The sequence below is a fragment of the Mesorhizobium sp. M4A.F.Ca.ET.090.04.2.1 genome, from assembly GCF_003999085.1.
GTDB lineage: Bacteria > Pseudomonadota > Alphaproteobacteria > Rhizobiales > Rhizobiaceae > Mesorhizobium.
Window position 1 is genome coordinate 1 of the sequence record NZ_RZOT01000136.1, and the last position, 11,753, is coordinate 11,753.

Here is an 11,753-nt window from a genome sequence, read left to right on the forward strand (position 1 = left end):
TGCGGAAACAGCGCGTATTGCTGGAACACCATGTTGACCGGCCGCCGGTAGGGCGGCGTGCCTGCCATGTCGCGGCCGCGGATCAGCACCTGGCCTTCGCTCGGCTGCTCGAAGCCGCCGATCATGCGCAGGCAGGTCGTCTTGCCGCATCCGGACGGCCCGAGCAAAGCGACAAAGGCGGAGGGCGGGATCGCAAGGTCAATGCCGCTGACCGCGATGACCGCGCCGTAGCGTTTGGTGACCGCGCGAAACTCGATATCGGGCGCTGCAGTCAAAGGCGGGCTCCAGGGCGAGTTGATTTCGAAACGCTACCAGAGCCAATGCCGGCTAGTATATACCTCGCCGGTGGTATATTTAGCCTATTTTATCATTTAAAGGGGTATGAATTGGCCGTTTCCCGCAGCGATGACTACAACGGGCTCGGCGCCGTCATCGCCGCGACGCGCGAAGCTGGCAGCGATCATTTCGGCCGCGCCATCGTCGGCTGGCTGCGCGGCCATGTCAGCTTCGATCATTGCGTCATCTTCGGCTATAGGGGCGCCGCGCGCCCGCCGCTGCTGTTCGAGACCTTCTCGCCGGCCGAGAGCCACGTCTTCGTCGCGCTCTATCAGGACGGCCCCTACCTGCTCGACCCGTTCCACCATGCGGCGGTCGAGCGCAAGGAAGGCTTCTGGCGCATGCGCGAACTGGCGCCGGACCGCTTCTATGCCAGCGAGTATTACCGCTCCTACTACAGCCAGACCAAGCTCGCCGAGGAGGTCGGCTTCTTCGTCCCGCTGCCGGGCAAGGACGCGCTGGTGCTGTCGCTGATGCGGCTGCGCGCCTCGGGTTCGTTCGGCACCGCCGACGCCAGGCTGCTGCGCGACATGGCCCCGGCGGTGATCGGCCTGGTCAGGCTGCGCTGGCCGAACCTGCCGGCCGACGAGCCGGCGACGACACCGCGCGGCGAGGCGGCGGCTGTTCCTAGCGAATTCGACCGCGCGCATATCTGGAAGAGCCTGTCGCTCACCTCGCGCGAAAAGCAGGTCGTCGACCTGGTGCTTCAGGGCCACTCGACGGAATCGATCGCGCGGGCGCTCAGGATCGTGCCGGGAACCGTCAAGGTCCACCGCCGCAACATCTACCGCAAGCTCAAGATCAAGTCGCAGGCCGGCCTCTTCGCGCGCTTCGTCGAGATCATTGACGCGCAGATCGGCTGAGCGCGGAGGTCATCGGCTCGACGGCCGCGAACACTGCGCTCGCCTCGCTGACGATCGAGACATGATCCCTGGCGGCCTTGCCCGCCGCCGCGCCGTCGCCGCGCATGATCGCGGTGACGATCAAATCGTGTTCCTGCCAGGATTTGGCCAGCCGGCCGGGCAGCATGAACTGCGCCCGCCGGAACGGCGCCAGCCGGCTGCGCGTCGTCACGGTCAGGTCCTGGATATGCGCGTTGTGGGCGCCACGATAAAGCCGGCTGTGGAACTCGGTGTTGAAATACTCGTAGTCCTCCTCGGCGCCGAGCTGCACCAGGCGCGCCGAGGCCTGATGTTCCATCTCGAGCGCTCGGCGCTCGCCACCGGTCATGCGCTCGGCCGAGAAGCGCGCGCAGATCGCTTCCAGCTCGGCCATGCTTTCGAACATCGAGGCGAGATGCTCCTGCGTCACCACGGCGACGATGGCGCCGCGGTTGGGCCGCCTCTCGACCAGCCCCATGGCGCTCAGATGGCCGAGCGCCTCGCGGACGGGCGTGCGCGAAACGTCGAAGCGGGCGGCTAGCGAGACCTCGTCGAGCCTTTCGCCGGGGCGCAGATAGCCGGTGACGATGCGGTCCGCGATCGCCCTCACCATCTGATCCACGGTCGTGCCCGACCTGACCAAGCTGCGCTTTGCCGACACGTCTCCTCCGTCCAGTTTGTTGCAGGCAGACCCGCGAGGTGGACGGCTCCCGGGCTGAATTTCGACTCAAGGCTGCACCTGTATGCCTAGATTTTAACCTCAATGTCAAACTGGTCATTTATCAGGCAAAAAGTGCATGCACTTGCCTTGCGTTTATGCAGAGCCTCTAAACCCACACATTGATTTTATTGCGAAAAAGCAAGCTTTGAAACTGGCACAGTGATTGCATGCACTTTTCCAGTGGATAGCAACCGGCCCGGAGATCGGGTCCAAAAAGGGGAGCATTCGATATGACCGCGAGATTCAAACTTAGCCGCCGCGATCTGCTCAGGACCTCCGCCGCCGGAGCGGCGCTCGGTCTGGCCTCGGCAGCCTTTCCGATCCGCAGGGCGTTCGCCGCGTCGGCGACCGTCGGCTTCATCTATGTCGGCCCGAAGGACGACTACGGCTACAACCAGGCGCATGCAGAGGGCGCGGCGACGCTGAAGAGCATCGAGGGCATTTCCGTCGTCGAGGAAGAGAACGTTCCCGAGACGGTCGACGTCCAGAAGACGATGGAATCGATGATCAACCTCGACGGCGCCTCGCTGATCTTCCCGACCTCCTTCGGCTATTTCGATCCGCATATGCTCGCCATGTGCGCGAAGTTCCCCGACGTGCAGTTCCGCCATTGCGGCGGGATGTGGAACAAGGACAAGCACCCGATGAACGCCGGTTCCTATTTCGGCTATATCGGCATGGGCCAGTATCTGAACGGCGTCGTCGCCGGTCACGCCTCCAAATCGAAGAAGCTCGGCTTCGTCGCCGCCAAGCCGATCCCGCAGGTCCTGCTCAACATCAATTCCTTCCTGCTCGGCGCCCGTTCGGTCGATCCGGCGATCACCTGCCAGGTGATCTTCACCGGCGAATGGTCGCTGGCGGTCAAGGAGGCCGAGGCCACCAACGCGCTGGTCGACCAGGGCGCCGACGTCATCACCTGCCATGTCGACAGCCCGAAGGTGGTGGTCGAGACGGCCGCCGGCCGCGGCGCCTTCGTCTGCGGCTATCACGCCAACCAGAGCCCGCTGGCACCGGAGAAATACCTGACCGGAGCGGAATGGAACTGGGCCAAGGTCTACAAGATGTTCGTCGATGACCTCATCGCCGGCACGCCGCTGCCCAATTTCACCCGCGGCGGCCTGGCCGACGGCTTCGTCAAGATGAGCCCGCTCGGGCCCGCCGTGAACGAAGTGGCCCGCAAGCAGTTCGACGGCACGCTAGCCGACATGATGAAGGGCGGCTTCTCCGTCATCAAGGGCCCGCTGAAGAGCAACAAGGGCGTCGTCGTCGCCACTGGAGGCCAGGCCTTCGCCGAGACCGCCATCGAGCTTGAAAGCATGGACTATCTCGTCGAGGGCGTCGTCGGCTCGACCGCCTGAGCCGACTAAGGGAGTCGGGACGATGACGGACACGGTGAGCAGCGCGGACATGCCGGCCATTCTCGGTGCCAAGGGATATCGGGCGGCGCTCGAATGGACCGCCAGGCGAGCTGAGGCGTTTGTCATTCCGCTCGCGGCGCTGGTCGTCGGCATGGTGCTGTTCAGCCTGTTCGTGGCGCTGGTCGGCAAGTCGCCGGTCCAGCTATACGAGACCATGTGGCGGGGCGGCTTTGGGTCCTGTTTCTCGATCCAGAACTCGCTGTCGCGCGGCGCTCCGCTTCTGCTCGCGGCGCTCTGCGTGGCGCTGCCCGCGCGCCTTGGGCTGGTCGTCATCGGCGGCGAGGGCGCGATCGTGCTCGGCGGCGTCGCCGCCGCCGCCATTGGTGTGGTGCTGAATGGCGCGCCATCCTTTCTCGTCATCCTCCTCATGGGCGTGGGGGGCGTGGCCGCCGGCGGCATCTGGATTGGTGCCGTCGGCGCGCTCCGCCATTACCGCGCCGTCAACGAGACCATCTCCAGCCTGCTGATGGCCTACATCGCCATCGCGCTGATGAATTACCTGGTTGAAGGCCCGCTGCGCGATCCGGCCTCGCTCAACAAGCCCTCGACCCAGCCGCTCGCCGACATCTACCGCATCGGCAACATCCTGGGCATGGAGGTGCATTGGGGCCTCGTCGTCGGCATCCTCGCCTGCGTGCTCTCCTGGCTGCTGATCGAGAAGACCCGCTGGGGCTTCGCCGCTCGCATCGCCGGCGGCAATGTCAGGGCGGCGCAGGTGCAGGGCCTTGCCGTCGGCCCGCTGATCGTCGGCTTCACCGCGCTTGCCGGCGGCTTCGCCGGGCTTGCCGGAATGCTGGAGGTCGCCGCCGTGCAAGGCAGCGCCAACGGCTCGCTCGCCGCCGGCTACGGCTATACCGGCATCCTCTTTGCTTTCCTTGCCCGCCACAATCCGCTCGCCATCATCCCGGTCGCCATCCTGCTCGGCGGCATCGACGCCTCCGGCGGCCTGATCCAGCGCCGCATGGACCTACCCGATGCGACCGTGCTTGTGCTGCAGGGCATGCTCTTCATCGTCATCCTGTTCAGCGAGACCCTCTACGGCCGCTTCAAGCCCTTCAACCCGGACCTCTGGCAGGGGCCTGATGTCCTGAAGGGGAGCGCCTGATGGAAACGACCGACATCGGCCTCTGGGGCGTGCCGCTCGCCATACTGGGCGGCGCCATCCGCGTCTCCACCCCCTTCATCTTCGTGTCGCTCGGCGAAGCCATCACCGAGCGCTCCGGCCGCATCAATCTCGGCCTCGAGGGCACGCTGGTGTTCGGCGCCATGAGCGCCTACGCGGTCGCCGTGATGACCGGCTCGCCATGGCTCGGCCTTTTTGCGGCGGCAATCGCCGGCCTCTGCTTCGGTCTCTTCCATGGCTGGATCTGCAAATTCCCGAAGGTCAACGACATCGCCATCGGCATCGCCCTGATGCTGTTCGGCTCTGGGCTAGCCTTCTTCTTCGGCAAGCCGTTCATCCAGCCCTCGGCGCCGGACCTGCCAGCGATCCCGTTCGGTGCCTGGTCGAACATCCCGCAGGTGCAGGCGGCGCTCAACGTCAACGTGCTGTTCCTGATCGGAGCAGCGCTTGCCGTCTTCCTCTGGTGGGCCTTCCGCAACACCCGTGTCGGCCTGATCGTGCGCGTGGTCGGCGACAGCGCCGATGCCGCGCGCGCCATGGGCCTCAACCCGAACACGGTGCGTCTGCTCGCCACTGGCGTCGGCGGCGCGCTGGCCGGCATCGGCGGCGCCTACCTGTCGCTCTACTATCCCGGCAGCTGGACGGAGCGCATCTCGTCGGGCCAGGGGCTGATGGCGGTGGCGCTGGTCATCTTCGCGCGCTGGAACCCGCTCGGCTGCTTCGCCGCCGCGCTGCTGTTCGGCGGCGCCGGCGCCCTCGGTCCTGCGCTGCAGTCGGTGGGCGTGACGCAAGGCTACTACCTGTTCTACGCCGCGCCCTACATCCTCACCCTCATCATCATGATCGCCACCTCGTCGCCGAGCCGCACGCTCGCCGGCGCGCCGGGCGAACTGTCGATCACCAAGTGACCCTCCCAGGAACCGCTCGCGAGACCGGAGTTTTGCCATGAACGCCAGAGCCGAGATCACCCAGCGCTACATCGACGCCGATCCCTATCCCTGGCCCTACAATGGCGATCTGGGGCCGGACAACACGGCGCTGATCATCATCGACATGCAGACCGATTTCTGCGGACCGGGGGGCTATGTCGACCATATGGGCTATGACCTGTCGCTGGTCAGGGCGCCGATCGAGCCTATCAAGTCGGTGCTCTCCGCCATGCGGGCCAAGGGTTACACCATCATCCACACGCGCGAGGGCCATCGCCCCGACCTTGCCGACCTTCCCGCCAACAAGCGCTGGCGCTCGCGCCGCATCAATGCCGGCATCGGCGACCCCGGCCCTTGCGGGCGCATCCTGGTGCGCGGCGAGCCGGGCTGGGACATCATCCCCGACCTCTATCCGGCCGAGGGCGAGCCGATCATCGACAAGCCCGGCAAGGGTTCGTTCTGCGCCACCGACCTCGAACTGATCCTCAACCAGCGCGGCATCGCAAACATCGTGCTCACCGGCATCACCACCGATGTCTGCGTGCACACCACCATGCGCGAGGCCAACGATCGCGGCTTCGAATGCGTGATGCTGGAGGACTGCTGCGGGGCGACCGACTACGGCAACCATCTGGCGGCGATCAAGATGATCAAGATGCAGGGCGGCGTCTTCGGCGCGGTGTCGAATTCCGCCGCGCTCGTCGCCCAATTGCCGTGAGGGACCGGCGATGAGCGGAACTCCCCATCGCAAGGCGATCGGCGTCGAGACCATCGGCATGACCATGCGCTTCGGCGCCTTCACGGCGCTCGACGACGTCTCGATCAAGGTGCTGGCCGGCTCCTTCCACGCCCTGCTCGGCGAGAACGGCGCCGGCAAGTCGACGCTGGTCAAATGCATGATGGGTTTCTACCACCCAACGTCGGGCGACATGCTGGTCGACGGACGCGAGGTGACGATCGCCAGCCCCAGGGATGCCTCGGCGCTCGGTCTCGGCATGGTCTACCAGCATTTCACGCTCGTCCCGTCGCTGACCGGCGCCGAGAACCTGGTCATCTCGCGCGAGAAGGTGCCCGGTGTCATCGACTGGCGCAAGGAGCGCGGCGCGCTTGCCCAATTCATGGAGCGCATGCCCTTCAAGCTGCCGCTCGACGTCAAGGTGGCCGAGCTCGCCGCCGGCGAGAAACAGAAGCTTGAGATCATCAAGCAGCTCTACCTCGGCCGCAATTTCCTGGTCCTGGACGAGCCGACATCCGTGCTTACCCCGGGCGAGGCGCAGGAAGTGCTTGGCCTGGTGCGCGGCATGACCATGGCCGGCGATCTCACCGTGCTGATGATCTCCCACAAATTCCATGAGGTCACGGCATTCGCCGACGACATCACGGTGCTGCGCAAGGGCAGGCTCACCGGGACCGGCAAGGTCGCCGACCTTTCTCACCGAGAGATGGCGGCGATGATGATCGGCGACCAGCCGATCGCCGCCCTGGACAGCCGCGTCGAGCCTAAGCCGGACGCCGAGATTGTGCTCAAGGTGAAGGCACTGAGGGCGCCCGACCGCACCGGCCACAAATCGATCGACATCGCGGATCTCGGCGTTCGCTCCGGGGAGATCGTCGGCATCGCAGGCATCTCCGGCAACGGCCAGAAGGAATTTCTCGAAGTGCTGGCCGGGCAGCGCCCGCGCAATGGCGGCGAGGTGATGGTGCGCGGCTCCGCCTATGCGGCGACGCGGGCAGAGGCGCGCGCCCTCAACGTGCGGCTGATCCCGGAGGAACCGCTCAAGAATGCCTGCGCGCCGAGGATGACAGTCGCCGAGAACATCGCCTTCCGCACCTTCGACGTGGACGGCAACGGCAAGCCGGTGAGCTGGATCAGCGCCGGCGCCATCAAATCCTTCAGCGCCCGGCTGGTCGAGCAGTTCAAGGTCAAGACGGCTTCGCTCTCCTCACCCATCGCCTCGCTGTCGGGCGGCAACGTGCAGCGCGCGGTGCTCGCCCGCGAGCTCACCGGCGAGGTCGACCTGCTGATCGTCTCCAACCCGTGCTTCGGCCTCGACTTCTCCGCCGTCGCCGAAATCCGCGCCCGCATCATGAAGGCGCGCAATGCGGGGGCAGCGGTGCTGCTGATGTCGGAAGACCTCGATGAACTCCTGGAACTCTCCGACCGCATCCTCGTGATGTCCGACGGCGCGCTCGTCTACGAGACGCCGATCGCGCAGGCGAGCGTGCAGACGATCGGCGAGCACATGGCGGGGCATCACTGATGGCGGAAATCGCAGCACAGCCCTTCGCCTTCGCCTTCAAGCCCGAGGCGACGGCGCTCATTGTCATCGACATGCAGCGCGACTTCGCCGAGCCGGGCGGCTTCGGCGCCAGCCTCGGCAACGACGTCAGCCGGATCACCGCGATCGTTCCCACGGTGAAGCGGCTGATCGAAGGCTTTCGCGCCGCCGGCCTGCCGGTGATCCACACCATGGAGTGCCATCGGCCCGACCTGTCGGACCTGCCGCCCGCCAAGCGGGACCGCGGCAACGCGTCGATCCGCATCGGCGATGTCGGTCCGATGGGGCGCGTGCTGATCGCCGGCGAACCGGGCACCGCGATCCTCGACGAGCTCGCGCCCCTGCCCGGCGAGATCGTCATCGAGAAGCCCGGCAAGGGCGCCTTCTACGCGACCGGCCTCGGCGAAGACCTGAAGCGGATCGGCGCCCGGCAACTCATCTTTGCCGGCGTGACGACCGAGGTCTGCGTGCAGACGACGATGCGCGAGGCCAACGACCGCGGCTACGAGTGCCTCGTCGCCGAGGACGCGACGGAAAGCTACTTTCCCGAATTCAAGGCGGCCGCCCTGGCGATGATCCGGGCGCAGGGCGCGATCGTCGGCTGGACGGCGACGACCGATCAGGTTCTCGAGGGAATTGCGAATGCCTAACCTTGCCTTTGCCGGCCTGCTCGACGGCGGCTGGCGCGACCTGGTGTTCGAGCCTTTCCGCGACGGCATCGGCGTGCACTGGCTGCTCAAGGGCGGTCCGGTCGAACCGTCGGTCGCGGTGCTCAAATACCAGCCGGGCGCCGGCGTGCCGCGCCACCGTCATGTCGGGCTGGAAACCATCGTCGTGCTGGAAGGCACGCAGAGCGACGAGAACGGCGACTATCCGGCAGGCAGCGTGATCCTCAATCCGGTCGGCACCGAGCATTCGGTGTGGACGAAGGACGGCTGCGTCGTGCTGATCCAGTGGGATTTGCCGGTGACCATTCTGGGGGACACGAGATGAGCGACATCCATTTCGACATCGGCAGCCTGCACGCGGCCTACCAAAGCGGCATCGGCATCGCCGATGTGATCGATACGGTGCTGGCCCGCATCGAAGCCGCTGGCGACCCCGGCATCTTCATCCACCTTGCGACGAGAGCCGAGATGCTGGCCGCGGCCGACGCGCTCGGGCCGTTCGACCCCGTGGCCAGGCCGCTCTGGGGCATCCCCTTCGCCGTCAAGGACAATATCGACGTCGCCGGCATGCCGACCACGGCCGCCTGCGCCGAATATGCCTACACGCCCGCAAGGGACGCCGCCGTGGTGGCGAGGCTCAGGGCCGCGGGCGCCCTGGTCGTCGGCAAGACCAATCTCGACCAGTTCGCCACCGGTCTGGTCGGCGTGCGCACGCCGTGGCCGATCCCGAGGAATGCGATCGATCCGAAACTGGTGCCCGGCGGCTCCTCCTCCGGCTCGGCCGTGGCGACGGCGCGCGGCATCGTCTCCTTCGCGCTTGGCACCGATACCGCCGGCTCGGGTCGCGTTCCGGCCGGCCTCAACAGCGTCGTCGGGCTGAAGCCGAGCGTCGGCGCGCTGTCGACGGCTGGCGTCGTGCCAGCCTGCCGGACGCTCGACTGCGTCTCGGTCTTCGCGCTGACCGTCGACGACGCCTATGCGGTATTCTCCGTCGCCGCCGCGCGCGACGCGGCCGATCCCTATTCGCGTGACATCGCCGTCCAATCGCTCGCGGCGCGCCCGCCGGCGCTGAGCGTCGGTATCCCGGCAAAAGCCGACCTGAAATTCTTCGGCGATGCGGCAATGCAGGCTGGTTTCGAGGCGTCGCTGGCCTTGCTGTCGCGGCTCGGCTGCCGCCTGGTCGAGATCCCGTTCGGCGACTTCTACGCCACCGCCGATCTTCTCTACGAGGGCGCCTGGGTGGCGGAACGCTATGCCGCGATCCGCGACTTCTTCGAGGTGAACGAAGCGGCCCTCCATCCCGTGACGCGCAAGATTATCGGCGGCGCCAGAAACCTATCGGCCGCCGACGCCTTCCGCGGGTTCTATGCCCTGCAGGCTTATAAGGCGCGGCTCGCCCCGGTCATCGCCTCCGTCGACCTGTTCTGCCTGCCGACGGCGCCAATCCACTACACGCTCGATGCCGTGCTTGCCGATCCGATCGCCACCAACAGCCGGTTGGGCACCTACACCAATTTCGTCAATCTGCTCGACATGTGCGGAATCGCCGTGCCGACCGGCACACGCGCCGACGGCCTGCCGATGAGCGTGACCCTGTTGGCCGCGGCAGGAAAGGATGGCCTCCTCGCGTCGGTCGCGCGCGACCTTCATTCAGCCAGCGATCTCACCCTCGGCGCGACCGGATGGCGGCAGCCAAGTGCTCAGCCCGCCGCCGCGCCCGCCGAGGACAGCATCGAACTGGTGGTGGTCGGCGCGCACCTCTCGGGAATGCCGCTCAATGGCCAGTTGAAGAATGCCGGAGCGCGTTTCTGCCGGGCGACGCGGACGAGCCCTTCCTACAAGCTCTATGAGCTTGCCGGCCAAATCCCACCCAAGCCCGGGCTGGTCCGGGTCGGCAGCGGCGGCGCGGCTATCGAGGTGGAGGTCTGGCGGCTTTGCGCCGATGCCTTCGGCCGTTTCGTCGCCGCTATCCCGCCGCCGCTCGGAATCGGCACCATCGAGCTCGACGACGGCACATCGGCGAAAGGGTTCCTTGCCGAAACCGCCGGCCTGCTGGCGGCGACGGATATCTCGGCCTATGGCGGCTGGCGCAATTTTGTCGCCAGGGCCCACGAGGCGCGCCGGCAACCGGAAAGCGTTCCCTCCAGATGAACGAGGGCCCCGCCGCCCGCCCGGCTTAGGGCCTCTGGAGGTTGCGCCTCAGGCCAATTCGAACCGCTCCACCGCGCGCATGATGCCGCGCAGTTCGGCGAGGCCTTTCAGCCGCCCGATCAGCGAGTAGCCGGGATTGATCCTGGCCTTGCCGATGTCGTCGGCAAGCAGGTGGCCATGGTCGGGGCGCATCGGGATACGCCAGTCGGACCGGCCTGCCATGCGCCGGCGCGCCTCTTCCTTCATCAGCGCCAGTATGACCGCCGCCATGTCGGTCGAGCCTTCCAGGTGCTCGGCCTCGTAGAAGGAGCCGTCCGCCTCGCGCGTCACGTTGCGCAGATGCGCGAAATGGATTCTTGAGGCGAATTCCCCGATCATCGCGACCAGATCGTTGTCGGCGCGCACGCCGTAGGAGCCGGTGCAGAAGGTCAGGCCGTTGGCCGGGCTGTCGACCGTCTCCAGGATGAAGCGCGCGTCGGCGGCGGTGGAGACGACCCGCGGCAGCCCGAACAGCGAGAAGGGCGGATCGTCCGGGTGGATGCACATGCGCGCCCCGACCTCCTCGGCGACCGGGATGATCTCGCTCAGGAACCAGGCAAGGTTGGCGCGCAGTTCCGCCGGGCCGATGGCGTCGTAGTCGGCGAGCGCGTCGCGCATCGTGTCGCGATTGTACTTGCGCTCGGTGGCCGGCAGGCCGGCGATCAGGTTGCGCTCGACCTTTTCGATCTGCTCGTCGCTCAGGGATTTCAGCCGCGCTTCCGCCTCCTTGAGACGCGCCGGGCTGTAGCTTGCCTCGGCATTCTTGCGCTTCAGCACGAAGACATCGTAGGCGGCGAAGTCGATCGCGTCGAAGCGCAAGGCATAGCCGGTGGTCGGCAGCCGGTACATGAGATCGGTGCGCGTCCAGTCGACCACCGGCATGAAATTGTAGCAGATGGTGGAAATGCCGGCCTTGGCCAGCGCCCGGATCGTGTCCTTGTACCAGCCGGCGTAACGCTGCCGTTCCGCCGCGCCGATCTTGATCGAGTTATGGACGGGAATGCTTTCCACCACCGACCAGGTCAGCCCGGCCGCCTCGATGATGCGCTTGCGCTCGAGGATAGTATCCAGGGGCCAGGCGCTGCCGTCATAGATGTTGTGCAGTGCCGTTACGATGCCGGTCGCTCCGGCCTGCTTGATATGGTCGAGCGTGACCGGATCGTCAGGGCCGTACCAGCGCCAGCATTGTTCCATGACACCCTCTTTTG

Annotated in this window: 12 protein-coding genes; 9 read left to right on the plus strand and 3 right to left on the minus strand. The window is 66.4% G+C overall.

All coding sequences use genetic code 11. The features are described from left to right. The coding region (locus EN781_RS12145; RefSeq protein WP_127400019.1) for an ATP-binding cassette domain-containing protein at window positions 1-275 on the minus strand (275 nt) is incomplete at its 3' end. Window positions 276-386: 111 nt separating this feature from the next. On the opposite strand from EN781_RS12145, the gene EN781_RS12150 reads away from it, so the two are divergent. Then, the gene (locus tag EN781_RS12150; protein WP_126058172.1) at window positions 387-1,199 is read left to right on the plus strand and encodes a LuxR C-terminal-related transcriptional regulator; all 813 of its coding nucleotides are present in this window, start codon (window positions 387-389) and stop codon (window positions 1,197-1,199) included. Here EN781_RS12150 and EN781_RS12155 read toward each other — a convergent pair. Continuing rightward, on the minus strand, window positions 1,177-1,830 hold the full coding sequence (locus EN781_RS12155; protein ID WP_245455777.1) for a GntR family transcriptional regulator: 654 nt from the start codon (window positions 1,828-1,830) through the stop codon (window positions 1,177-1,179). The two genes, EN781_RS12150 and EN781_RS12155, sit on opposite strands and share 23 nt — an antisense overlap. A gap of 338 nt (window positions 1,831-2,168) precedes the next feature. Here EN781_RS12155 and EN781_RS12160 point away from each other — a divergent pair, with 338 nt between their 5' ends. The 8 genes from EN781_RS12160 to atzF are packed head-to-tail and all read left to right on the plus strand — an operon-like array spanning window position 2,169 to window position 10,506. Then, a complete protein-coding gene (locus tag EN781_RS12160; RefSeq protein ID WP_126058171.1) occupies window positions 2,169-3,296 on the plus strand; it encodes a BMP family ABC transporter substrate-binding protein in 1,128 nt (375 codons plus the stop codon). Between the two features lie 49 nt (window positions 3,297-3,345). Next, window positions 3,346-4,461: an ABC transporter permease gene (locus EN781_RS12165; protein ID WP_245492588.1), complete on the plus strand. Its 1,116-nt coding sequence runs from the start codon at window positions 3,346-3,348 to the stop codon at window positions 4,459-4,461. Continuing rightward, window positions 4,461-5,387 (plus strand): ABC transporter permease, encoded by a 927-nt coding sequence (locus tag EN781_RS12170; protein ID WP_126058169.1) that lies wholly within the window; start codon window positions 4,461-4,463, stop codon window positions 5,385-5,387. Before EN781_RS12165 ends, EN781_RS12170 begins: the two co-directional genes overlap by 1 nt. Before the next feature lie 37 nt (window positions 5,388-5,424). Then, on the plus strand, window positions 5,425-6,126 hold the full coding sequence (locus EN781_RS12175) for an isochorismatase family cysteine hydrolase (protein ID WP_126058168.1): 702 nt from the start codon (window positions 5,425-5,427) through the stop codon (window positions 6,124-6,126). 10 nt (window positions 6,127-6,136) lie between these two features. Further along, window positions 6,137-7,669 carry an ABC transporter ATP-binding protein gene (locus EN781_RS12180; RefSeq protein ID WP_127400021.1) on the plus strand — a complete coding sequence of 511 codons (1,533 nt, stop codon included), beginning with the start codon at window positions 6,137-6,139 and terminating at the stop codon, window positions 7,667-7,669. Next, a complete protein-coding gene (locus EN781_RS12185) occupies window positions 7,669-8,337 on the plus strand; it encodes an isochorismatase family cysteine hydrolase (protein ID WP_126058166.1) in 669 nt (222 codons plus the stop codon). Before EN781_RS12180 ends, EN781_RS12185 begins: the two co-directional genes overlap by 1 nt. Then, window positions 8,330-8,680, plus strand: a complete 351-nt coding sequence (locus tag EN781_RS12190) for a cupin domain-containing protein (protein ID WP_126058165.1) — start codon at window positions 8,330-8,332, stop codon at window positions 8,678-8,680. Before EN781_RS12185 ends, EN781_RS12190 begins: the two co-directional genes overlap by 8 nt. Then, the gene (atzF, locus tag EN781_RS12195; RefSeq protein ID WP_126058164.1) at window positions 8,677-10,506 is read left to right on the plus strand and encodes an allophanate hydrolase; all 1,830 of its coding nucleotides are present in this window, start codon (window positions 8,677-8,679) and stop codon (window positions 10,504-10,506) included. Before EN781_RS12190 ends, atzF begins: the two co-directional genes overlap by 4 nt. Before the next feature lie 48 nt (window positions 10,507-10,554). Here the strand turns inward: atzF and uxuA are convergent, their stop codons facing one another. Beyond that, on the minus strand, window positions 10,555-11,739 hold the full coding sequence (uxuA, locus tag EN781_RS12200; RefSeq protein WP_127400022.1) for a mannonate dehydratase: 1,185 nt from the start codon (window positions 11,737-11,739) through the stop codon (window positions 10,555-10,557). Between the last annotated feature and the right edge of the window lie 14 nt (window positions 11,740-11,753).